This is a genomic window from Paenibacillus sp. Soil766, assembly GCF_001428105.1.
GTDB lineage: Bacteria > Bacillota > Bacilli > Paenibacillales > NBRC-103111 > Paenibacillus_E.
The window spans coordinates 275,164-298,708 of record NZ_LMSJ01000054.1; the positions used below are offsets into that span (position 1 = coordinate 275,164).

25 protein-coding genes and 1 riboswitch are annotated in these 23,545 nt (G+C 47.4%); of the genes, 12 read left to right on the plus strand and 13 right to left on the minus strand.

What is annotated here, in order from left to right:
- Nucleotides 1-79 precede the first annotated feature (79 nt).
- From ASG89_RS30690 to ASG89_RS30710, 5 genes are read left to right on the plus strand one after another with little or no spacing between them, the layout of a single operon-like run.
- Nucleotides 80-1,579 carry an ABC transporter ATP-binding protein gene (locus ASG89_RS30690; protein WP_057315138.1) on the plus strand — a complete coding sequence of 500 codons (1,500 nt, stop codon included), beginning with the start codon at nt 80-82 and terminating at the stop codon, nt 1,577-1,579.
- A complete protein-coding gene (locus tag ASG89_RS30695) occupies nt 1,572-2,639 on the plus strand; it encodes an ABC transporter permease (protein WP_057315139.1) in 1,068 nt (355 codons plus the stop codon). Before ASG89_RS30690 ends, ASG89_RS30695 begins: the two co-directional genes overlap by 8 nt.
- The gene (locus tag ASG89_RS30700) at nt 2,623-3,546 is read left to right on the plus strand and encodes an ABC transporter permease (protein WP_057315140.1); all 924 of its coding nucleotides are present in this window, start codon (nt 2,623-2,625) and stop codon (nt 3,544-3,546) included. The genes ASG89_RS30695 and ASG89_RS30700 overlap by 17 nt, the downstream gene beginning before the upstream one ends.
- A 32-nt stretch (nt 3,547-3,578) precedes the next feature.
- A complete protein-coding gene (locus tag ASG89_RS30705; protein ID WP_057315141.1) occupies nt 3,579-4,256 on the plus strand; it encodes a sulfite oxidase-like oxidoreductase in 678 nt (225 codons plus the stop codon).
- Nucleotide 4,257: 1 nt separating this feature from the next.
- Nucleotides 4,258-4,989, plus strand: a complete 732-nt coding sequence (locus tag ASG89_RS30710; protein WP_057315142.1) for a nucleoside phosphorylase — start codon at nt 4,258-4,260, stop codon at nt 4,987-4,989.
- Nucleotides 4,990-5,156: 167 nt separating this feature from the next.
- On the opposite strand, the gene ASG89_RS30715 is transcribed toward ASG89_RS30710, so the two are convergent.
- Both ASG89_RS30715 and ASG89_RS30720 read right to left on the minus strand, forming a co-directional pair.
- Complete coding sequence (locus ASG89_RS30715) at nt 5,157-6,902, minus strand: ABC-F family ATP-binding cassette domain-containing protein (protein WP_057315143.1); 1,746 nt, start codon at nt 6,900-6,902, stop codon at nt 5,157-5,159.
- 230 nt (nt 6,903-7,132) lie between these two features.
- A complete protein-coding gene (locus ASG89_RS30720; RefSeq protein WP_057315144.1) occupies nt 7,133-7,984 on the minus strand; it encodes a sugar phosphate isomerase/epimerase family protein in 852 nt (283 codons plus the stop codon).
- Between the two features lie 186 nt (nt 7,985-8,170).
- Between ASG89_RS30720 and ASG89_RS30725 the strand changes: the two genes are divergently transcribed.
- Together ASG89_RS30725 and ASG89_RS30730 are read left to right on the plus strand one after the other, a co-directional pair.
- Entirely contained in the window at nt 8,171-9,022 is an 852-nt protein-coding gene (locus tag ASG89_RS30725; RefSeq protein WP_057315145.1) for an AraC family transcriptional regulator, read from the plus strand.
- 52 nt (nt 9,023-9,074) lie between these two features.
- On the plus strand, nt 9,075-9,464 hold the full coding sequence (locus ASG89_RS30730) for an MmcQ/YjbR family DNA-binding protein (protein ID WP_057315146.1): 390 nt from the start codon (nt 9,075-9,077) through the stop codon (nt 9,462-9,464).
- A gap of 67 nt (nt 9,465-9,531) precedes the next feature.
- Here ASG89_RS30730 and ASG89_RS30735 read toward each other — a convergent pair whose 3' ends face one another.
- From ASG89_RS30735 to ASG89_RS30770, 8 genes are all read right to left on the minus strand, one after another.
- Nucleotides 9,532-10,647, minus strand: coding sequence for an aminopeptidase (locus ASG89_RS30735; RefSeq protein ID WP_057315147.1), 1,116 nt, complete (start codon nt 10,645-10,647; stop codon nt 9,532-9,534).
- A 3-nt stretch (nt 10,648-10,650) separates the two neighbouring features.
- Nucleotides 10,651-11,262, minus strand: coding sequence for an ArsR/SmtB family transcription factor (locus ASG89_RS30740; protein ID WP_057315148.1), 612 nt, complete (start codon nt 11,260-11,262; stop codon nt 10,651-10,653).
- 493 nt (nt 11,263-11,755) lie between these two features.
- Nucleotides 11,756-12,415: a thiamine phosphate synthase gene (gene thiE / locus ASG89_RS30745; protein WP_200963585.1), complete on the minus strand. Its 660-nt coding sequence runs from the start codon at nt 12,413-12,415 to the stop codon at nt 11,756-11,758.
- The gene (gene thiD, locus ASG89_RS30750; protein ID WP_057315149.1) at nt 12,400-13,254 is read right to left on the minus strand and encodes a bifunctional hydroxymethylpyrimidine kinase/phosphomethylpyrimidine kinase; all 855 of its coding nucleotides are present in this window, start codon (nt 13,252-13,254) and stop codon (nt 12,400-12,402) included. Before thiD ends, thiE begins: the two co-directional genes overlap by 16 nt.
- Nucleotides 13,255-13,437: 183 nt before the next feature.
- The gene (locus ASG89_RS30755; RefSeq protein WP_057315150.1) at nt 13,438-14,205 is read right to left on the minus strand and encodes a thiazole synthase; all 768 of its coding nucleotides are present in this window, start codon (nt 14,203-14,205) and stop codon (nt 13,438-13,440) included.
- Nucleotides 14,206-14,209: 4 nt separating this feature from the next.
- A complete protein-coding gene (gene thiS, locus ASG89_RS30760) occupies nt 14,210-14,413 on the minus strand; it encodes a sulfur carrier protein ThiS (protein WP_057315151.1) in 204 nt (67 codons plus the stop codon).
- Complete coding sequence (gene thiO, locus ASG89_RS30765) at nt 14,397-15,620, minus strand: glycine oxidase ThiO (RefSeq protein WP_063868220.1); 1,224 nt, start codon at nt 15,618-15,620, stop codon at nt 14,397-14,399. Before thiO ends, thiS begins: the two co-directional genes overlap by 17 nt.
- A gap of 15 nt (nt 15,621-15,635) precedes the next feature.
- Nucleotides 15,636-16,241: a thiamine phosphate synthase gene (locus ASG89_RS30770; protein WP_057315152.1), complete on the minus strand. Its 606-nt coding sequence runs from the start codon at nt 16,239-16,241 to the stop codon at nt 15,636-15,638.
- A 141-nt stretch (nt 16,242-16,382) separates the two neighbouring features.
- A riboswitch (TPP riboswitch) is annotated at nt 16,383-16,481 on the minus strand.
- Between the two features lie 182 nt (nt 16,482-16,663).
- Between ASG89_RS30770 and hflK the strand changes: the two genes are divergently transcribed.
- Nucleotides 16,664-17,674, plus strand: a complete 1,011-nt coding sequence (hflK, locus tag ASG89_RS30775) for an FtsH protease activity modulator HflK (protein ID WP_063868223.1) — start codon at nt 16,664-16,666, stop codon at nt 17,672-17,674.
- A complete protein-coding gene (hflC, locus tag ASG89_RS30780) occupies nt 17,671-18,543 on the plus strand; it encodes a protease modulator HflC (protein WP_057315153.1) in 873 nt (290 codons plus the stop codon). Before hflK ends, hflC begins: the two co-directional genes overlap by 4 nt.
- Nucleotides 18,544-18,612: 69 nt before the next feature.
- Here hflC and ASG89_RS30785 read toward each other — a convergent pair whose 3' ends face one another.
- Nucleotides 18,613-19,380, minus strand: a complete 768-nt coding sequence (locus tag ASG89_RS30785) for an MBL fold metallo-hydrolase (protein ID WP_057315154.1) — start codon at nt 19,378-19,380, stop codon at nt 18,613-18,615.
- Nucleotides 19,381-19,488: 108 nt separating this feature from the next.
- Here ASG89_RS30785 and ASG89_RS30790 point away from each other — a divergent pair, with 108 nt between their 5' ends.
- Entirely contained in the window at nt 19,489-19,938 is a 450-nt protein-coding gene (locus ASG89_RS30790; RefSeq protein ID WP_235549986.1) for an Lrp/AsnC family transcriptional regulator, read from the plus strand.
- A 42-nt stretch (nt 19,939-19,980) separates the two neighbouring features.
- Nucleotides 19,981-20,964, plus strand: coding sequence for a bile acid:sodium symporter family protein (locus ASG89_RS30795; RefSeq protein ID WP_057315156.1), 984 nt, complete (start codon nt 19,981-19,983; stop codon nt 20,962-20,964).
- A gap of 46 nt (nt 20,965-21,010) precedes the next feature.
- Here the strand turns inward: ASG89_RS30795 and ASG89_RS30800 are convergent, their stop codons facing one another.
- Nucleotides 21,011-21,649, minus strand: coding sequence for an SdpI family protein (locus ASG89_RS30800; protein ID WP_057315157.1), 639 nt, complete (start codon nt 21,647-21,649; stop codon nt 21,011-21,013).
- Complete coding sequence (locus ASG89_RS30805; RefSeq protein WP_057315158.1) at nt 21,646-21,924, minus strand: autorepressor SdpR family transcription factor; 279 nt, start codon at nt 21,922-21,924, stop codon at nt 21,646-21,648. Before ASG89_RS30805 ends, ASG89_RS30800 begins: the two co-directional genes overlap by 4 nt.
- A 170-nt stretch (nt 21,925-22,094) precedes the next feature.
- On the opposite strand from ASG89_RS30805, the gene ASG89_RS30810 reads away from it, so the two are divergent.
- The gene (locus ASG89_RS30810) at nt 22,095-23,435 is read left to right on the plus strand and encodes an MFS transporter (RefSeq protein ID WP_057315159.1); all 1,341 of its coding nucleotides are present in this window, start codon (nt 22,095-22,097) and stop codon (nt 23,433-23,435) included.
- Nucleotides 23,436-23,545: the final 110 nt, after the last annotated feature.

Sequence of the window (23,545 nt, forward strand, 5' to 3'; positions counted from 1 at the left end):
CATATATGTTTAACTCGGAGACTGTTTACGGAGACGTAAGCAGTTTCCGCATGTCTAGGTAGAGGAGCGAAAAACCGTTATGCTGCTTCAAATGCGTCAAATTACGAAAACATACGGCGATTTAACAGCGAATTCTGGCGTTGATTTCTCGCTGCGTCAAGGTGAAATTCATGCATTAGTCGGGGAAAACGGCGCTGGCAAGACCACCCTAATGCGCATCTTGTACGGCATGGAGCAGCCTTCGGCTGGCCGTATTCTCTTGAACGGCAATGAAGTTACCTTCACCAATCCCACAGATGCGATTCGACATGGTATCGGGATGGTGCACCAACACTTTATGCTTTTCCCTTCGTTTACTGTGGCCGAAAATATTGTGATTGGCAATGAGCCGAAGGCTGGATTGTCATTTGACCGTAAAAAAGCTATCACGCAAATCGAAGAGCTTTGTGCCAAGTATCGTCTCCCTATTGATCCGCGCATGAAAGTCGCTGATTGCCCACTAGGCTTGCAGCAACGCGTCGAGATCTTGAAGGTGCTCTATCAAGGTGCAGACATCATTATCTTGGATGAGCCCACCGGTGTGCTCACGCCGCTGGAAGCGAAGGAACTTCTCGTCATTATGAAAAACCTAGCCAAACTAGGCAAAAGCTTCATCATCATCACGCACAAGCTTCATGAAGTCATGGAGGTTGCTGACCGTGTTACCGTGCTTCGCGATGGCAAAATGACGGGTACAGTGGATGCAGATGCCACGAACGTTGAAGAGCTTTCCAAGCTCATGGTCGGAAGAGATTTGAAGCAGCTAAAGAAACGTGATTTAACAGTCGGTCAAACCGTCCTTCACGTTAAAGACGTTTCCATTCTTGGAGATAAAGGAAAACCTATCCTTGATCGTATCAATTTACAAGTAAAATCCGGGGAAATCGTCGGGATTGCCGGTATTTCAGGGAATGGCCAGTCCGAATTGATTCAAGCCATTTCTGGCATCCAAGCGATTGATCAGGGAGAAATTCAATTATTAGGCAAGCCTGTTCATGGACGATCCGTTCGTGAAATCAGAGAAATCGGACTTTCCCATGTACCGGAGGATCGCTATCAATGGGGAGCAGCCAAAGAAGGTACGGTGTTAGAGAATGGCACGATGGGTCATCATAAAACCAAAAGCCGATCTGGCCTGCTACAAGGCAAAGAACTCCGCAACATGGTTAGCGGCTTCATCCAGCAATTTCAGATTAAAGCAGGATCTCAAGATACCAAAGTGAAGTTTCTATCTGGCGGTAATTTGCAGAAGCTTATCGTAGCGAGGGAAATTGCACAGCAGCAGCCATTCTTAATTGCCGCTGAGCCAACTCGTGGTGTGGATATTGGCGCGATGGAATTGATTCACGAAGAACTGCTCCGCAAGCGGGACGAGCAAGGTGCGATTCTTTTAGTCTCCTCGGAATTAACAGAGATTTTACAGCTGTCTGATCGAATCCTGGTTATGTATGAAGGACGAATTGTGGGCGAATTGTCCGCCGCAGATGCAACAGAAGAGCAAATCAGCTTATGGATGGCAGGGGGAACTTCAAATGCTTAAAAGACTATTCAACCTAAGCGCTTGGACTCAGCCGCTGCTTGCCATCGTCATCGGGTTGCTCGGTGGTGCAATAGCCATTATGCTCATTGGCGGGTCCGTCGTTGAAACTTACACCGAGATGTGGAAAGGTGCCTTCGGCAACTTCTTCTATTTCACGAATACGTTAACTCGCGCCACTCCACTCATTCTAGTTGGGTTAGGTGTATCGATCGCGTTTCGTGCTGGATTCTTCAACATGGGGTCAGAGGGCCAAATGATTCTAGGTGCTTTATCTAGCGCTATGGTCGCTCTATACCTGCCGGGACCTCCCCTATTTAAATTGCTCGCCGCGATGCTTAGCGGTATCTTAGCAGGCGGAATTTGGTCGGCCTTCGCAGGCTGGCTAGATGCTAAATTCCGAATGAATTTGATCATAACAACACTGTTGCTTAACTATATAGCTGCTTTATTCGCAGGATATTTGGTGGCGTATCCGCTCAAAGACAACTCCGGATCAGCAGCACTGGCCCAAACAATGATGATCGATAAAAGCGTATGGCTGCCCAAATTGTTTCAAGGCATGAGCATCCATGGCGGCTTTATCATTGCCATTGCACTCGCCATTCTCCTGTTTCTATTCATTAAATATACCGTAGCTGGGTATGAGGTTCGCATGCTAGGCTATAATCCGCTCTTCGCAGCCTATGGCGGGGTTAACAGACGAAAAGTCATGCTGACAAGTATGTTTGCCAGCGGAGGTTTCGCAGGGCTTGCTGGCGCCGTCGAGGTGCTCGGCATGCAGTATCGGTATACGGATGGTATGATTTCGAATCCTGGCTACGCTTGGTCAGGCATCATGGCGACCTTGCTCTCAGGTGCGCATCCATTAGGCACAGCACTTGCGTCCATTCTGCTTGCTGCCTTGCAAACCGGAGGCATGGGTGTTGAACGTAATACAGACATTCCACTGCAAATATCCAGTGTCATTCAATCGTTGCTCATCCTTTTTGTAACAGCCAAAATCAGCTTTACCCTATGGAAACGCCGGAAAGGAGGCAAGGGCGATGCAGCATCTTCTTGATGTATCTTTATTTAACTCCATGATTCGTATGGTCGCTCCGATTCTTCTTGCAGCACTGGGCGGTGCCCTCTGCTCGCGCGTCGGCTTGTTTAATGTCGGTTTGGAAGGATTCGTCTTGGTCGGTGCCTTCTCCGCAATTGTTGGGAATTACTATACAGGCAACGTGTTCCTAGCCGTGCTCATCGCCATTGCCGTGACCATGCTGTTTTCACTGATTTTTGCTTATATGAGTATCCATCTGCAAGCGAATGTCATCGTGGTCGGTATCTCATTCAACTTTCTAGCCTTAGGCTTAACAGCATTTTGTTTGAAGGCTATTTTCAACGTAAAAGGTGCTTATTATGATAAAAATATGATCGGACTGCCGAAGTGGGACATCCCCCTCATTCAAGATATCCCCGTCATTGGCGGGATTATTTCCGGGCACTCCCCTCTTGTCTATCTAGCCTTTGTGCTGGTGTTCGCGCTTCAGTACTTACTTTTCAAATCAGTCCTTGGCTTCCGCATGATCGCTGTCGGTGAAAACCCAGTAGCCGCCAAGAGTATCGGCATTAAGGTCAATCGGATGCAATATATCGCTGTGCTCATCTGCGGTGTCCTCTGCGGACTCGCTGGTGCGCAGCTATCTCTCGGACAAGTAACCATGTTCACCGAAGGCATGACGGCTGGCCGCGGTTTCATCGCGCTTGTGGCCACCATGCTGGGACAAGCCAATCCGATTGGCGTCATGGCGTCCAGCTTACTGTTTGGCTTAATGGATGCGTTCAGCATCCGATTACAGGGATTCTCTTTACCTACACATTTCACACAAATGCTGCCTTATATCGTGACATTGCTTGCCATGCTGTTCTTCCGCAAAAGTAATTACTTAGCGGATGCGCAGAAAGCGAATGGCAGCTCGCGATAAAAGAGTCACGCATAAGCTTAGGAGGATGGCAGATGCCTAAAGACACCAAAGCGGAGCGCATTAAGCGCATGCAAATCCCCGCTGTAGACGTTCCACAAGAGCTTGCTGGTCGAGTTCCGCCTGGTCAAGCCGTGACGGACCGCTTTCCTATTCTGCATGAAGGCGAAGTTCCGAAGTACGACATTGCGGCATGGACGCTGCGCGTTTTCGGAGAAGTAGCCGAAGAGAAAACATTTAGCTATGACGACATATTGGCTTTACCTCATACACAAATTCAGTGCGATATTCACTGCGTGACCCGTTGGTCCAAGCTGGATACGATATGGGAAGGTGTGCGCTTCAGAGATTTCCTTCAATTAATCGATGTGAAACCAGAAGGAAAGTATGTCATGATCCATGCGGACAATGACTATGAAACGAACGTTCCACTCGCAGATCTCATGGGTGATAACATCTTGCTGGCAACGACTTTCGATGGCAAGCCACTTACGCTTAAGCATGGTTGGCCGCTTCGTCTCGTTGTTCCGCATTTGTATTTCTGGAAAAGTGCCAAGTGGATTCGCGGCATTGAGTTCATGGCGGAAGATCGCGAAGGCTTCTGGGAACGCAATGGCTTCCATAATGTCGCAGATCCGTTCGAAGAACAGCGCTTCTCCGGTGAAGCCATTCCAATACCTGAAGATGAGTGGGTCAGAAAGGAGTTCGATTAAGTTGCTTTTATCAATCTTACAAGTCAATTCGGAGGACTTAACTCCTTATGCCATCGTGTGCGGTGACCCGTTCAGAGCGGAAGCCATTTCACGTAAGTTGGACAACGCGCGTGAGCTTTCTTTTTCCCGAGAGTATCGGACCTTCGTTGGTGCTAAAGATGGCGTTCCCATCACCGTCGTAAGTCACGGTGTCGGGTCACCAGGAGCGGCCGTGTGCTTCGAGGAGCTCATCAAAGGCGGCGTCAAGACGCTGATTCGCGTCGGAACCGCTGGATCTTACTCAGCCGACGTACCTCCAGGAAGCCTCATTGTAAGCACAGCCGCGGTACGTGAAGAAGGCTTAACACGCCAGTTAGTCCCTCACGGCTTCCCCGCCGTAGCCGATCACACGGTTACCCGCGCGTTGTATGAAGCCGCTTCTGAAACGGACGGCCTCGTGAAGCAAGGGATAACCGTTACCTTGGACGCTTTCTTCCAAGGGGTCGAGGAATTCCCTCACCGCAAATATAAGCAAGCTGGCGCTTTGGCCGTTGAGATGGAAATCGCCGCCCTCTATGTCATCGCTTCGCTGCGCGGAGTACGTGCTGGTGCCATCGTCGCTTTGGATGGTTATGCTGACGCTGATCTGCGGGAAGTGTACAACCCGCATACGGATGTCGTTTCTGGCGCTATCGAGCGAGAGATTGATGCGGCCATTCGTGCGATGGTGAAGTTGCATACGGAAGACAACTAACGCAAGCAATAAAATACCGTCAGGGACTCCCTGACGGTATTTACATCTGCGTGTATGGCAGCAAAACTATAGCTACTGACATTTGCTCAATCACCCGCTAAACATCCCACATATTCACCTGCTACTTCGTTGTGCCCCTCACGCATACTCACTAGCACACCAACAGATTAAAGCAACTTAATCAGCTCTTCTAGCTCATCAACCAATACTTTTGCAAGTTCAAAATCAGTATTTTTCAAAGCCAATTCTATTTTCATTTCAACAGATTTTTTCTTTTGTTCTGTTTCTAAATAGTCCCTATCAAAATGACTAGCATAAATCATCTGTCTAAATTTTCGCATACTCATTTTTCTAATCGTCTTATCGTCAATAATTAACACATAATCCATACCATTGACAACAGAATAGAAATCATGTGAAATCATGAGAATCGCACCTTTATAGTCTTCAATGGCTTTCTCGAGTGCTATTTGTGTATAGGTGTCTAAATGGCTTGTCGGTTCATCAAGAAGCAATACATTCGCTTTACTGGCAGAAACTTTAGCCAATTGAAGCATATTTTTTTCCCCACCAGATAACGATGCTATCTTTTGATTAACGATTTCTCCTTCAAAGCCATAGTTTGACACATACGATCTAATCTCATCATAAGTTTTAAACCCAGCATCGATGAATTCTTCTAGTATGGTATTAGAATCCTTTAGCACTTCGCCTTGAATCTGAGATAAATAAGCCACTTTAACATCGGCATTTATTTCAATTGAATCATGATTGTTTTTAAAGATATCTCGGAGTAGCGTCGTTTTCCCGGAACCGTTTGGACCGATAATGGCTACTTTATCCCTAGATTTTATCTCAAAGTTAACATTGTCTAAAAGCAACTCATCAAAGGCAACACGATAATTATTGACATTTACAACAATGGTGTCATCAATTTCAATTTTATTTTCAATGCCAAAACGGATATTCGGTTGCTTAATATCAACAAATGGCGCTTTAATTCTACGCGCTTCCAATCTTTCTTGAAACCTAACTCTAGCTTTTAATGCTCTGCCTCTAGATGCTTCTGAATTATACGTTGCGATAGCTCTAAGATTATCAATAATGTTATCGTATCTCTCAATTTCTTCTTGTTCAGCGACTGCGATTTCTTGCAACTCAATTTTTGTCTGAAGTAATGAGAAATTATACTCCATATACCGCCCATCAAACTCTTGGATCTCCCTATTTTCAAGGTGTAGAATTTTGTTAAAACAATGATTCAATAGATATCGGTTGTGCGTAACAACTAGCAGCATTCCTTTGTGAGAATTAATCAGATTTTTAAGCGCATTTAGATTTTCAAAGTCTAAAAATACATCTGGTTCGTCCATAATCATTAAATCTGGGCTACTAAGCATTTCCTTCATCACTTGAATAAGTTTGAATTCCCCACCACTCAGGTCGGATACCCTAAGCTCTTTTAGCTTCATGAGGTTGGCTAGATTTAGTTTCTTATTAATGTTGCTTTCAAAATCAGCCCCACCCATTGAATCAAATGTGTCTAAAGCCAATTGATACTTCTCTAATAACGCATCCATATCCGATGTTGTTTCCATTTCCGTACAAATAGCTGTTATTTCATTTTGTATCTTAATAAATTCTTCCCCAATATATTCAAAAACCGTTGTTTCTTTCGTTTTGTCGAATTGTGGGAATTGACTTACATGTCTAATTTCGCAAGCTGGGTCCATCTCTAATACGCCATCAAACAAATATCTTTCTGGATCCATCAATATATCGATCAGTGTACTTTTCCCACTGCCACTTGTTCCTATAAAAGCACAATGTTGTGCCTCTTCAAGCGTAAATGAAATGTTATTATATAGTTCTTTTTGCGGAAATGAGAAGGACAAGTTTTCAACTTTTATCATAGTGTTACCTTTCTTTATAACTAATATAGTGACGACTATTATTAAGATGTATGGAAGAGCATAGATCTCGAGTTTACCGTTGTTAGAATAACACTTGTTACAACCAACTTCAATCCATTCACACGAAAGTTGTTCGTTAAATCGAATTCCGTTCATTATGCTGGAAAAAAAAACCTTCAATCCCACTTTCGGTGGGGTTGAAGGTTCTCGTTTCGCTTATTGCATCTAATTTACGCTAACCATTGCTTCACTTTCGCTGAGAAGTTATTCAGCATCTCTTGTGAACCGAATTGGCAGCTGAAATCTTCAATACCAAGGTAACCGTCATAGCCAACTGCTTTCAAATCGTCAAGCACTTGCTTCCAGTTCACGATACCCGCATCAATCGGTGCCCATTCACTTTTCCAAAGCTTAATGCCATCTTGCTCTTCACCTGATAGCGTCCATGCGGCATTCTTAACATGCACGTGTGCAAGGTAAGGCCCTAGCAATTCAAGGCCCATACGGTGGTTCTCGAAGCCTTCATGTACCATGTTGCCCGCATCGTGAAGCACACCAATGTTCTCTGGTTTGAAACCAGATACGAGTCTATGCGCTAAACCAGCACTCGCAGTAATCGTATTGTGATGCGTCTCCACTAAACCTTTAACGCCGTACTGCTGGGAAAGCTCTTGGACATGGTGAAGGTAGTCCACTGCTTTAGCAAACAAATCATTGTAGTTTTTGCTTTTATCGTAACCAGGTACACCAACACGGATGAATGGCACGCCCATTTTTTGAGCGGCTTTGAACACATGCTCCGTTTCAGCAACATCACAGTTATTCAAATACGGTGTAATGCTTAGGTTCACTAGGTTTTCGTTTAGAGCTGCTTGTTTAAAACGTTCTAGTTCTGCATCCGAAGAAGCAGGATCGATCGAGCACAGATTATTTCCCCAGAAGGATGGCTTCTGCCCCACCGCGGACGCAGGGGTATCTTTGAAGCGCCACTCAATGCCAGTAATACCAGCAGCCGCAGCCGCTTTAGCAAGCTCTTCAGGTGTAAAGTCAGGTGTCGCAACAGTAAATACGGATAATTTCATATATAAGCCTCCTAAAAGTTTTTCGCTAGAAAAACTAGCATCGTAAGCATATGCTTAAGTATAAGCAAGAAAAGTTTGAATGTTTATCTCTCCTATATTTTGCAGTATAATAAAAACGTATTCATTGCATTAATTGGGCAAAAGTTTGCTAATATTGACTAGGGCCCACATAGAGGAGATCTTCACATGCAGGAAATGTACAAGAATCTCAATGAACAATTGACTTTTCGACATGCCGTAACCCATAATCCAATCCCATTGGACTTCCACCAGCATCAGGACCGATATGAAATCTATTTTTTCCTTACTGGTGATGTTCATTATTTCATTGAAAAGCAAGTATATCCCTTACAGTACGGCGACCTACTGATCATGCATAGCAATGAGCTGCATCGACCTAATTTCCAATCGAAGAAACAGCGCTATGAGAACGTCGTCATTCATTTCAATCCTGCTCTGTTGCAGCAATTCAATTCTCCTCAGTTCAACCTTTTGGACTGCTTTGATAACCGTGTTTTTGGTGAGCAAAATCGTATGAGACTGACGCCACCGCAAATTGACGACATCATGAAGCTCTACGATCGCATGGAGATGCATCGCCGTCCACAGGCACTGCCAGGATCAGAGATCCTATACGTATCGACATTTATTGAACTGCTCGTTTTTATTAATCGGATCTTCCAGAATCTAGGGAAACAAGAAGAACAGGTCATGATGCCTGACAAGCTCTCCTCTCTCTTCACCTACATCGATGAAAATTTAGATCAGGATCTGTCGCTCGAAGTGCTCGAACAAGTCGTCTTTATGAATCGCTCCTACCTGTGTCGACTATTTAAAAAGCATACAGGCAGCACCATTCACGAACATATCCTGTTCAAGCGCATCGCCCGTGCCAAACATTTGCTGCGCGAAGGCTCCACCGTCACCGATACGTGCCAGCTAGCTGGATTCAACGATTATTCGAACTTCATTCGGACTTTTAAAAAGGCCGTCGGCCTACCCCCTCGTCAGTACCAATCGCAGCAACGACGGGTGTAATAAGCAGTTGCTCGTCTTGGAAAATCCAATCCATACTTAGGAGTTGACCCTTGTGTCCCACAGTCAAATTGCATCTCCGCAAGGACTGGCGCTGGTTGCCAGAATCCGCGATTTTTGCACAAAACTGCCGGAAGTAGCAGAAAAAGTAGACGGCTTCGGCCACACTACCTTTCGTGTCAAAGACAAACCTTTTATTTTTATAGGTGAGACCGATGACCAAGTCTCTACATCGCTCAAAACGAATCTGACTACACAAGAGTTCCTTTTAAGTCAAGACGGCACGGCTTACAAGAAGACGCCTTATATCGGCCAGCATGGCTGGGTTAGTATTATGAACATTGAACTTGTGCCATGGGCAGAGATCGAAGACTTGATCGTAGAAGGGTACGCGCGAACGGCACCTAAGAAGCTTGTCCAGCAGTTAAAAACCACCATGTCATAACCCGTTAATTACAAAAAAAGGTTGCCCGAGTCTCCAAGACTTAGGCAACCTTTTGATTATACAGAACCTATTTCAGGTTCTCTGGGTTTAATACTAGAAGCTCAGGCAATACGAAGATACCATCCTTACGGATCAACACATCGTCAAACCATATTTCGCCGCCACCATACTCAGGACGTTGGATGTTCACCATATCCCAGTGCAATGAGGATTTGTTGCCGTTGTAGGCATCATCATAACAATTACCAGGTGTGAAGTGGAAGCTGCCGTCGATTTTCTCATCGAACAGAATATCTTGCATCGGATGCTGAATATAAGGATTTACACCGATTGCGAATTCACCCACATAGCGTGCACCTTCATCCATGTCGAAAATTTCATTGATCCGATCCGTGTCATTCGCCGTCGCCTTGACGATCTTACCATTTTCGAAATGAAGCACTACATTCTCGAAAATAAAGCCATCATGCGGTGAAGGCGTATTGTATGAAATGATACCGTTAACGGAATCACGCACAGGAGCGGAATACACTTCGCCGTCTGGAATGTTCAGCTCACCGTCGCATTTCACGCCGCCAATCCCCTTGATCGAGAACGTCAAATCCGTTCCAGGGCCAACTAGGCGCACTTTGTCAGTGCGATCCATAAGCTCTTTCAACGGATCCATCGCTTTGGACATTTTGCCATAATCCATCGTACATACATTAAAATAGAAATCCTCGAACGCATCCGTGCTCATACTAGCAAGTTGAGCCATCGAAGACGTTGGGTAACGCAGAACGACCCATCTCGTATCCTTCACACGGACATCGAAATGAACCTGTTGATAATACACGGAGTTATAAAGCTTCATTCGATCCGCTGGAATATCCGACAGCTCATAGATGTTCGCTCCGCCGCGCACCCCTATGTAGCCTTGCATTTGTTTCATTTGGAAAGCATCCGCATCCGCCCATGTTTGCATTTGTGCTTCCGTACCATTCATAACAAGCTCACGAATCACAGCATGATCACGCAAGTTAACAAAAGGATGCGCACCCGCGGCGTGAACCTTTTTGACAATTTCTTTTACAAGAGCAGAATCAATTCCATAAGCTTCAATTAAAATATTTTCACCTGGCTGTGCCTTAACTGAATAATTGACCAATACATCAGCAAGCTTGGTTAATCTAGGATCCAGCATGTGTTATCTCTCCTCTTCATTGGCGGGTTCGATGGGGTCAAATCCCCTTTCATGTGTCTGAAAGCCGACCGTCGTCAAATAGAACCATTCCCCATTCTCCTCTTGCTCGGCATCTAGCTCATAAATAAGCGCACGGAATTTACTTAACCATTCGGCATATTTCGCTTTACTCATTTTGACTTCAACCTGCGTCATGATAATCGGCCACTGGGAACGGTCGGGCGATGGAATTTGAAACGCCTCTTCGGGGGCATTAATCGCTCTGTTTCTAGCATGTCCAAGTACACTTAATGTACGTTCTCGGTAATAATTTTCTACCTCCGAAACATACGGGAGCAAATTCTCACTAGGCACAAAACCACGTGCAACAGCACGGTAAAACTTTTGCAAAATGCCATTCTTAAGCTCCGTACGAACAACGAAAATTAAATTATGACGCTCAAGCTCATTCAAATGATAATGCACCTTGGCACGCGCCATCCCTAACAGTTTAGCCAATTGCTGGCCAGTATAAGCTTTCTCTATGAGATATAGCAGTACTCTAGCGCGAAGTGGATCACTAATTGTTTTGAGTTGTTCGAGTTCTTCAATGATATAAACAGGCTGCAATTTCATCGTGGATCCGACCTCCCTCTCCAGTTCCAAGATTAACGAATGTACCCTAAGCTAGAACGAGTTTCACTTCGAAAAAGCCTTGCTACAGCGCCTCTTGGTCAACTTATAATCTCGTAAAGAGATTAATTAAACGACGGTCAAATCTTTTTAACCGTATCATAATGCTAAACAGAATCTATGTCAATTGCGGTTTCGGAGTACCAAATGATTCAGCACCAGGCCTTTGTCTATGCGACATTTCACCGCTTTAAAGGGTTACCGAAATTAAGCTTTCTACTATGGTAGCAAAAAGGGACGTTTCTGTCACCATTAAAGGTAGAAACGTCACCAATAAAATAACGAACTAGGCTGTATTGTTACACGCAAAAGGAAGTCGCTCATCTATCAATTGCCAAGACTAGTAATTTCAGTAGTGCTTCAGATGACAAATTTTGTTATTTGTCATTTGTTTGCTTTGTGGTGTGTGTTGTTAAAAGAGAGGCCGGAGGCTGCTCTAAGGAAATAGCAGCGCGCGCAACGCCGCTGCAGCTTCACGCGGTGAGCGCGCACCCGCGATGGCGCTCACCACTGCCACGCCGTCCGCGCCCGCACGGATGACGGCGCCTGCATTCGTGGCATCGATGCCCCCGATGCCCACGAGCGGCAGCTGGATGCCGCCTGCGCGCATCCGCGCTAATACGGCAGGCCCCTGGACCTCACGCGCATCAAGCTTTGTGCGCGTGGCGTACTGGGGGCCTACGCCAAGATAGTCGGCGCCTTCGGCCAGCGCCGATTGGGCTTCCCCCAGATCGTGGGCCGATACGCCCACGATCATGTTCGGCAGCCGCTCGCGCACCGCGGCGGCTGGGGCGTCCTCTTGGCCGATGTGAATACCATCGGCCGCCAGCTCTAGAGCCAACCGTTCATCGTCGTTCACGATGAAAGGGATCCCGCGCTGCGCGCAAATGCGGCGCAGCCGCGCGCCCAGCGCGAGCAGCTCTGGCCCCTGCAGGGCGCCGGGGCCCTTCTCGCGCAGCTGGAACATCGTGATGCCGCCGTCGATGGCGGCTTCCAGCACTTCATATGGATCAGCCCCGCCACAATTCGGGCTGCCCATCACTAAATACAAACGCAGCGCCTTGCGCAGCTGCTCCTTACTCATGACGATGCCCATCGCACACCTCGCGTAGCCGCAGCTTTCCCATCAGCAGCTCGAACACCCTGCTGATACGCCCAATGATTCGTCGGTCCATGCCCGCTTCCAATATGTAAAGGCTCCGAAATCGCAGCGTGGATGAAGCTTTTCGCCAGTTGTAAGGATGCCTTCGTCGTGAGTCCCTTCGCCAATCCCGACGTCAAAGCGGCAGCAAATGTGCAACCTGTTCCATGGGTATGCTGCGTAACCAGTCGCTTCGAAGTGAACTCCGTAAAGGAAACTCCATCATACACCAAGTCCGTCGCCTGCTCCGTATTCGCTTCATGGCCGCCTTTGATCATTACATGCTTGCAGCCGTACGTATGAATGCGCATGGCCGCCTTCTGCCGGGAGTCCCTATCGGTGATCGATATCCCGCTAAGCACCTCGGCTTCTGGGATATTCGGCGTCACCACATCAGCTAGCGGTAGCAACGAATGAATCATCGCCTCAATCGCCTCTTGCTGTAAGAGCGAAGCACCGCCCTTGGCAATCATCACCGGATCTACAACAATTTGCTGCCATTCATACTTCTTAATCGCAGCAGCCACAATGCGAATAATATCGCCGCTGAAAAGCATACCCGTTTTCAAAGCATCCGGTCGTAAATCCTCCCCAATGGACGCAAGTTGGCGTTCGATCGCTTCCGCGCTCATCGGGTAAACACCTTGCACACCTAACGTATTCTGCGCGGTAACAGCCGTAATCACGGACATTCCGTAAACGCCAAGTTCTTGAAATGTCTTCAAATCTGCCTGAATGCCAGCGCCACCGCCACTGTCCGAGCCGGCAATAGTCAATGCTTTGTAAATCGCCACGGTACTCCCCCCACTACCTTTTCGTAACTTAATGTTCTAACGGTTATGACGGATGCTGTCATCACCTACATCACGATCTCCATAATCTAACGGACACGGCAGTCGTTATTGCAGCTGAATTCTCCAAGTGAGTAGGAATTCCTACTGAATAGCGACCTCTGTGTCCGTTAGCCTTGCATAACACTATACCCGGCTCAATCCATCCATCGGACTGCTCGCCGACGCGTAACGCTTTTTCGGAATGCGCCCCGCTTCAAAGCCAGCACGTCCCGCTTCGATCGCGAGTTTCATGGCGTAAGCCATTTTGATAGGATCCTTCGCGCCCGATACTGCCGTGTTCAGCAGCACACCGTCCGCTCCCATTTCCATCGCCAATGCTGCATCCGAAGGTGCACCAATCCCTGCGTCCACGATGACCGGAACCGTCGCTTGCTCGATGATGAAGCTTAGATTCAACGGGTTAATGATCCCCTGCCCCGTGCCAATCGGTGATGCCCCAGGCATAATCGCATGTACGCCGAGCGCCTGCAGACGTTTAGCTAATAACACATCGTCCGATGTATAAGGAAGTACAATGAAGCCTTCCTCTAGCAGCATTTCTGAAGCTTTTAGTGTTTCGACTGGATCGGGCAGCAGCGTCATTTCATCTCCGATGACCTCGACTTTGATCATGTCGCACAAGCCAGAAGCTTTAGCTAGACGTGCGATGCGAACGGCTTCTTCAGCGGTTTTGGCACCAGCGGTATTCGGCAGCAATGTGAAATTCGACGTATCCAGCATGGATAAGAAATTCGGCTGACTCGCCTCAAAAATGTTCATACGACGCACCGCGAACGTTAGAATTTGCGACTCACTGATATCCACCGCTTGTTTTTGAATCTGAAAATCTGGAAACTTCCCCGTGCCTAACAACAAACGTGAGCGAAACTCATATGGACCAATTTTTAACATGTATTTATCCTCCTCCAACGAAATGAACGATCTCAATTTTGTGACCTTCCGCAAGCTCAGCGCCGGCGTGATCCTCTTTATGTAAAATGGCTGCGTTATGCTCAACCACGAGCATTTTGTCGCTTAGGTCGAAATGCTCAAGCAGCTCTACAACGGTCCGAATCGTATCGGGTACGTCGACCCGCTGACCATTAATGTGCAGTTTCAATGCTTATCAATTCCTTTCCTGTAGCTGAAAATGTGTCCTGATCCTGCTGACTCACTCGATTAGTCTTTGGCGATAAATCCGGGCTGAAGGCATCTAGCCAAGGGGCTATCGCACTATTCCCCTGTTCACTTGTGCCCTCTCCACCCAAAATCAAATCCGCCATCACCCTCCCGGTGATCGGGCTCAGCAATATCCCGTTGCGGTAATGACCGCACGCTGTATACAAACCCTCCACCGTCGGCACTTTGCCGATGTATGGCAGTCCGTCCGCTGTCTGCGGACGCAGCCCCGACCAAGCCTTCTCCCACTCAGCATCGCAAAGTAGCGGCATGAGGCCCCTCGCGCGTTCCATCAGCTCGGCTAGCCCTGATAGCGACACCTTGCGGTCATAGCTGTGCGGCACGACTGTCGCGCCAACCACCAGCCGTCCGCCGGCTTTCGGAACGATATAGCACCCTGGCGAGAACAGGGTTTTCTTCAATATAGGCTTCGGCGTCCTTACGGAGAAGCACTCGCCCTTCACGGGATACATCGGCAACTCGATGCCGATGCTGCCAAGCAGCTGACCGCTCCACGTGCCTGCGGCGACAACCACGTGGTCGCTGTAGAGGGGACCGGCGGCCGTCTGCACGCCGATGACGCGCTCCTGCGCGGTCAGCAGCCCTTGCACCTGGGCGAACGGTTGCACCTTCGCCCCAAGCACCCCAGCCGCCTGCGCGAATGCCGCCGCAAGCAGCGGAGCATCAACCTGCCCATCATCGGGCAGGTACAGGGCTCCGCACGTCGCCCCGCTCAGCGCGGGCTCTATGGCCGTGGCTTCAGCAGCGCTGAGCCACTGGGCCTTCTCGCCCGCGGCGCGCTGGAGCTTCTCCCGCGCGCGCAGCTCCGCCTCTTGAACGTCGCTGAGCGCGACGTTCAGCAGCCCCTCACGGACGAGGCCGATGTCGATGCCCGTGAGTTCTCGCAGTTCCCCACTCAGCTCGGGGAACATGGCACGGCTCTTGCGCGCCCACTGGAACAGGGCGCCGGTATCTTCCATCTCGGACTGCGCGCCGAGCATGCCGGCTGCCGCCGCCGAGGCTTCTGTACCTAGCTGGCTGCGCTCTAGCAGCGTGACGGATTGCCCTCTTTTGGCCAAGTAATACGCGATGGATGTACCGATAACACCGCCGCCAATGATGATGACATGGGATCTTGTTGTTGACATTGTGCTCACCTCTATTTATTGAAGCTCATCATGATAGGCTAGAACGGCTCCTAGCGGATCCGCTGCTTCCCAAATTCCGCTCATCACCGCGATGCCAGATGCTCCTGCATCCAGAGTGGACTTTACCCTCGCAGGTGTCATTCCACCTATCGCAATTACCGGAATATTAACGTGGCTAACTAGTTGTCTTAACTGCTCCAAACCTCTTGGTGGTACGCCTTGCTTAGAGCTTGTCGCAAAAATATGACCGAACATAACATAATCGGCCCCCTCTTGTTCACGCCATTTTGCCTCATCTGCCTGATGCACAGAGACTCCGATGCGCTGTATCCCCCGGCAAAACTCATCCTGCATAACAAGAGATGGCGTCGTACCTGGAAGCTGAACCCCCCCTGTTTGCAAGGCCAGAGCGACGGAGGGAAGCCCGTTAACGTACAGGCTTTTGGCAGGAATCCCTTGCTCCAATAAATACTGAATGCCGATAAACACTTCATCCAAGGATTTCGTTTTCTCACGAATATGAATCGCTGTGACATACGGGTGAATCTGCGCCGCAATCTTTGCGATCTCAGACCATGTAATCTTCCCATTGGATATGACATGCAGCTCTTTCTCAGACATTGAAGGCGACTCCTCTCAACGAAACCTCACTTCTCTTTAACCCTGCGAATCATCCTGACTGTGCAAATAAACACAAAAAAACCACTTTCCTCAGGAAAGTGGTTGTAGGCTGCCTCATCATAAACAGTAATAAAATCGGCTCCAAAGCTCGTTCCACTTTCCTCCGCTGGCATAAACCAGATCAGGTTCAAAGGGTTCAGTCTACACTGTCTCAGCCTCTCGGCGCCCCTAGGGATTCATTCGTATGCAATTACTAATCATCATAGCATGACAGCCAACTCTTGGAAATACCAATTTTCCATTTTCAATTGCAGTCAGCCTATCCTTTCTCAGTTTAGTGAGAATTACGTCTTCCTACTGAAACCAATTCCATTACTTGCCGTATAGAATATCAGTAAATCTTATATTAAGGGGTGTTTGTCATGGAACCATTTGTACTGCCCGAACCCGATCGACGAAGACCATCCTCACTCCCGCCGCGCTTGTTTACCAAAATTACTATCGGCCTTGCTATCGTTCTCGCCCTTATTTTTGGTTCTTCTACCTTCTACACCGTACAGGAGCATGAGAAGGCGGCTATTCTAACATTAGGCAAATATACGACCGAGAAAGAAGCAGGGCTTCACTTTAAACTCCCGTTTCCCATTCAACAAGTGGTTGTACTTCCTGCCAAAAAGACACAACGTATCCAAATCGGTTTTCGTGAAGCCAATGGCAAAATCACTCCTGTCGAAGAAGAAGCCATGATGATTACAGGGGATGAAAATATTTTATCTGCTGATGCCGTGGTGGAATGGAATATCAGTGACATGCGTAACTACTTGTACAATATTGATAATGCCGAATTGTTCCTTCGCAACTCCGCAAGTGCAGCGATTCGTTCAGTTATTGGCGCTACGGCGCTAGACTTTGCCATTACAGAAGGAAAAACCGAGGTCCAAGGCAAGGTCAAAGAACGATTGATTGAGATGCAGACGAAGTATCAAACAGGTATCCATATTGTCGATTTGAAATTCCAAGATATCGAACCGCCAGCTGGCGATGTGCAGAATGCTTTTAAAGACGTAACGAATGCTCGTGAAGAGAAAAATACGAAGATTAATGTGGCTACAAAATACGAAAATGATATCCTTCCAAGAGAGCGCGGTAACGCTCAAGCACTGCTTGAGAATGCCGAAGCTCAGAAGAAATCACGGATTTTGAATGCGCAGGGGGATGTTGCGAAGTTTAATGCCCTGTATGCGGAGTATGCCAATAATAAATCAGTTACAGAGAGCAGGCTTATCATAGAGACGTTAGAACAAATATTGCCGAATGCCAAAATTTTCATTAGTGACAGTTCCGGCGAAACAGTTAAATATTTACCAATTAATGAGCTGTTGCGGAATCCTGCTGCTGCAGCAACTGGTACAACAGGAGGGACTGCGAAATGACCTTACAAAGTAAATGGATTTTGAGATCCATCATTGGTGTCGTTCTCGTCTTTTTCTTCCTGATCTCCATCTTTATTGTCAAAGAAGGCCAATACCGCGTCGTTCTCAAATTCGGTGAAGCCGTTCGTATCCAAACAGAGCCCGGTATTCATTTTAAAATTCCCTTCATTGAATCGGTTCGCACGCTTCCTAAATATCAAATGGTGTATGATAGCAAGCCTACATCCATTCTGACCAAAGATAAAAAGCCGATCGAAGTTGATAACTATACGGTATGGCGCATTGATGATGCTCAGCAATTCTTGCGCACGATTCAATCGATCACAGGCGGGGAAGAGCGTATCGATGCCGCCGTGTACAACACCGTTAGACGGAAGCTTTCGGAGATCAATTACAGCGATATCATCAGCGAGAATACGCAGCGCGGTAATTTGAACGATGAAATTACGAAGGAAGTTTCGGATTTGATGGAGCGTGATAATTACGGCATTCAAATCGTTGATGTGCGGATCAAACGCACGGACTTACCCGATTCGAACAAGCAAAGCGTGTATAAACGGATGATCTCCGACCGCCAATCCATTGCAGCGAAGTACTTGTCCGAGGGAGATGAAGAGTCGAAGAAAATCACCTCCAAGGCTGACAGACAAGCAAGCGAGTTGATCGCACAAGCGCAAGCGGATGCTAAGAAAATCGTAGCCGAAGGCGAGCAAGAAGCGGCTAAAATTTACAACTCCGCTTACGGCCAGGACCCTGCCTTCTACAATTTCTATCGTACGTTGGATAGTTACTTGGTGTCATTTAAAGGGGAGCCAGTCATTATGCTGCCAATTGATTCCCCGTACACGAAAATTTTACTAGGTAAATAATATAATTACGCCCCAAGGTAACCAAGGCATGCTCATCTCAGGATGGCATGCTTTTTTTTATTTATGTGATTAACCTTCGTCCAAGGAGCAGGACAGCCACTCCCCATCACCTGGAATCACTAATTGATTCAACAACCCTTCCATTTCCAATCTGCTCAATAAATCCGCACGTGTCACGTGACAATGATTGATCGTATCCATGTGTACGGCAACGATATGCGTGAATGGTGCGTACCTGCATAGGCTCACCACATCATTCGCATCCATTGTAATGGGATCACCTACTTCGAACTGAGCTCCACCCGCATTGACAACGGTCCAAGCTGGTTGATGCACTTCCAACGCTCGCTGCACATCGTCACACCAAATCGTATCCCCCGCGAGATACAGTGTCGGCTCGTTCTCCGCTTTGAAAACAAATCCGGAAACCTGCCCCATCAACTTCCCAATCTCACCAGTCCCATGTTGTCCACCTGTTCGGAACAAGGTTACTCCCCGTATTATATAAGACTCCTGAATCGCCGTTACGGACGTAAACCCCGCAGCCGTAAACGCTCCTTCATCCCCTGGTTGGCACAGGATAGGCGTTGATTTAGGTATGGCTTCCGCAGCTGCCCGATCCCAATGATCCCCGTGCAGGTGGGTCACGATGACCACGTCGGGTTGACCTATTTCCGCTAATGGAAATGGCAGAGGCACGATCGGATTCCTTCTTGGATTAGCTGTATTCATGATCGGCGGATTGGCTCCTGCGTCACTAAACATCGGATCAATTAGAACTGTAACTCCTGCGTATTCCAGCCAAAGTGTAGCGTGGCGGATTAATTGAAGGTTCATTCCCAAAGCACCTCTTATCTTATAATTGTTGTTCTGCTACAATTGTAAAATAGTTGGCGTGTTACTCATACAATCTGATGAAAAGAATAATCGATTTTCCATTTCATTGTGAAAGGAATTTATAACGTGTTAAGCAATCCACCGATCGATGAGATCGATTTACGTATTTTGCAACATTTGCTGCAAGATGCCACTCAGTCGCACAAAGTCATTGGCCAGCAAGTACATTTAACGGGACAAGCCGTTGGTGCTCGCATTCGTAAGTTACAGGATCTCGGTGTAATAACTGGCTATACCGTAAACTGGAATCCCGAGAAAATAGGGCAAGTCGTGCATGCCTTTATCGTTGTTTTCATGAAATCAAACACCGCTCATCAAGCGTTCCTCGCTTACATTGGGCATCAGGAGAGTGTAGTTGAAACGCACCGCGTAAGCGGCGAAGGCTGCTATTGGATGCGGGTTCGCGTCCGTTCGCCCCTTGAATTGAATGCGTTCCTTGATGAGCTTCTCACATATGGCAATTACAAAGTCAGTCTTTCCATCGGTCAAGTTAAATAGCAGACTAGACCTCAAGCTGATCACGAAAGGATGTTCACCTAGATGCTGCCTCAGTTGAATCGCCAACTAGAAAAGATTTTGCCACTCATCACCCCCATCAGTGTTCTTATCGGGGTTCTGCTTGGAAGTCACTTATCTGGATTCACTTATTTATCACCATGGTTGTTTGCTTTCATGACCTTCTCGGGAAGCATCGCTTCGAGCTTCAAAGAGTTCATCAAGGTGGTCGTTCAACCACTTCCTCTTCTTACTACCTTGTTCATTTTGCATGTCGGGATGCCGCTAATTGCACTCGGACTCGGTCATGCTGTCTATAGTCAAGAACCGTTGACGATTACGGGCCTTATTTTAGCCGCAGCCATTCCTACTGGGATTACAAGCTTCGTGTGGGTGGCGATTTATCGAGGCAATATTGTGCTGACGTTGTCGATCATCCTGATGGATACGATCCTTTCACCTTTCGTCGTACCTTATACGCTTTCTGTGTTGGTCGGCACTAAAGTGCAGCTCGATACGTTCGCAATGATGAAAGGCCTGTTCTTCATGATCGTCGTTCCTTCTCTCATCGGGATGGGGCTGAATCAATGGACGCGGGGAAAAATTAAGGAGCAGTGGGGCGGCCGTTTCGGTCCTTTTTCTAAACTATTCATGGGCGTTGTCGTTGCCATTAATAGCTCTGTCATCGCTCCGTATTTGCGCGACTTCAATGCGAAGCTGCTCGGGTTGGCAGGCTTTGTACTTGTCGTAGCCTCCCTGGGCTACATGATCGGTTGGCTCGTCGCTAAATTGTTCCGCTGGGAACAAGATGTCGTGGTTGCCCTTACTTTTAACAGTGGTATGCGTAATATTAGTGCAGGCGCGGTACTTGCCGTAGCATATTTCCCGCCGCCCGTGGCGATTCCAGTCGTGCTTGGCATGCTGTTCCAGCAGTCGCTCGCTTCCCTCTTCGGTTTTCTGCTGAATCGGAAATATGCGTTGAAAAGTGACACACCCAGCTTAACCGTTAATGGTGTTAAACAAATGTGAAAAAAAGACTGCTCAGCTTTCGCTGGGCAGTCTTCATTTTACCAATTTACTTCGAAAGGCGTGTAAACATCACATAGGAATAGATGATCGGAATGAAGGAACTAACGACAATTGCCGTAATGAAGATGATGATTGCCATTGAACTCATTAAGAACGCCGCTATGAAGGCAATGATGCCGCCAATCATCATCAGCGGACCACCTAAACGATGCGTTTTTCTCCAAATTTCTTCATTTGCAAGTGTCCACGGTGTCCGTATGCCAAACGTGTAGTTGGGCTTCACTTGCGTTAAGAAATTCCCCATCACGGCAAACAACACACCTAGCAAAATCATCGTAATTTTCTTAAAGTCCAGGCTGTACCCTAAATTAAAGAATATGACTGCCCAGCCGACAACAGCTAAAAGGATGCTAATCCCGAACCGCGTTACCTCATAAGCCGCAGGAAATTTCTCGAAATTCGCTTTCTTCGGATCAATTGCTCTCATCACTCGCATGAACAGCGGCAGCAAGCCTAACAGCACCAGCATGAGCAGCGACATTTCTTTGCTCATCGTACCGTTCACTTCATTATTCACGCCAAAATGACTCGCCATCGTATCTGGTAGTCGATTATACAGTACGAATCCCCCTAGCGCTGGGGAAAGGCTAATCACATACAACAAAATCTCTTTCCACTTTTTCATGATGATTCCTCCTCATCTTTTTTGTTAAGTATGTTAAACATCCATCCGATGACGTCTTCAACAACCGTGGTGTGCAAGGTGTATTGAATATGTTGCCCCTGACGTTCATCCATTACCAATCCTGCCTGTTTAAGCAAGTTCAAATGATGCGATATGCTCGGCTTACTAATCTTGAAATGATCAGCGATATCACCAGCATGCATACTCTTTTCTCGCAACAATTGCAAAATTTCACGACGAGTCGGATCCGCTAGCGCTTTAAATGCCTCATTCAAAAGATTGCCCCTCCTTATTTAGATATTTATCTAAATGTATAATAAGATAATACCTCTGTTCTTCCAACATGTCAATTGGCGTTTGCTCTCCTTCGTTTTGGCGATTAGACGAAGTAGGTTTATAATGAGAAAATCATACTTACATCTCTCGTCAGACAGGATGGATCCGCATGAACGATAAAATTGTAATGCCCGTTTGGACAATCGGTCTGTTCATTGTTGTTATGAATACAACGATGTTCAACGTTTCGATCCCCAGTATCATTCAAGATCTTAGCATCACAGCAGATCTCGGATCATGGGTCATTTCCAGCTATTCCATTGGCTATGCCTTATCTACGGTCATATACAGCAGACTTTCGGATGTGGTACAGATACGCAAACTCCTCATCGTAGGTCTAGTTGTGCTTGGACTTTCTTCCATATTCGGACTGTTCGCCAGGGAGTTCCACACCCTGCTGACCGCGCGTATTCTCCAATCCACAGGCGCAGGGGTGATGTCTGGCCTTGGATTGGTTCTCGCCAGCCGCTACATCCCAATTGAGCGAAGAGGCTCGGCGATTGCGATGATTTCCGCAGGAAGTGCTATGGCCTTCGGCCTAGGTCCGATCGTAGGCGGCTTAATCAGCGAATATTGGGGCTGGAATGGGTTATTCGCGATTACTTGTTTGGTCCTCGTTATTCTTCCAATACTCTTGCGATTGCTCCCCAAGGAGCAGCCTGTGCCGTTCCGCTTCGACATGCTAGGAGCGCTATTGACAGTCGTCAATGCCGCAACCTTATTACTCGCTGTCACGCAAATTTCTGGCATGTGGCTTACCATCAGCGCCATCTCTTTCGGCATGCATGTTTGGCACCTACGGCGATCCAATAACACGTTCATTAACCCTGTATTGCTGGCGAATCCAGCATTTCGGAAGCTTGTCATGATCGGGTTCTGTATCTTGGTCTTGAACCTTGGGAATCTATTTCTGATGCCACTTGTTCTCGCCAAGGTGTTCCATCAATCCGCCATGACCATCGGTTTAACAATTGCACCAGGAGCGATCCTCTCCGCATTCCTAACCCGCTTCGTCGGCCGCTGGATCGATCGCTTCGGCAACATGCGGTTTTTACTGATTGGACATGGGGTTTTATCCACTGTGATGGTTGTATTCTCGACGTTGCTTGGTGCTTCACCACTTGTCGTGCTAGTCGGCTATCTTTGTTTCTCGCCTGCGTTTTCCGCGACAATCGCATCGCTAAATAATGAGACTTCACGTATACTGCCGAAGCACTTAATAGGCTCAGGCATGGGACTCATGCAGCTGATCCAGTTTTTCGGAGGATCGATGTCGGTCGCGATATGCGGCATTCTACTTGAAATCCAGCAGAATACATCGCTCCTTCAATCGTACAAGCATGTGTATGGCTTGTTAATTGTAATTGGGATCTGTTCACTGGGATTGCTGTTGTTGTACAGACTGTCGGGGATGCGAGTAGGCATCGAGGATCGTGCAGCAGCCAAATAGCGGGGGGAATCATGTTCCGTACACAGAAAAACTTCTGTACAAGTCCTTCGAGGATAGGCGACTGATGTTTCTATTAGTTTCCATCTAGTGATTGAAATAATCAAACAAGG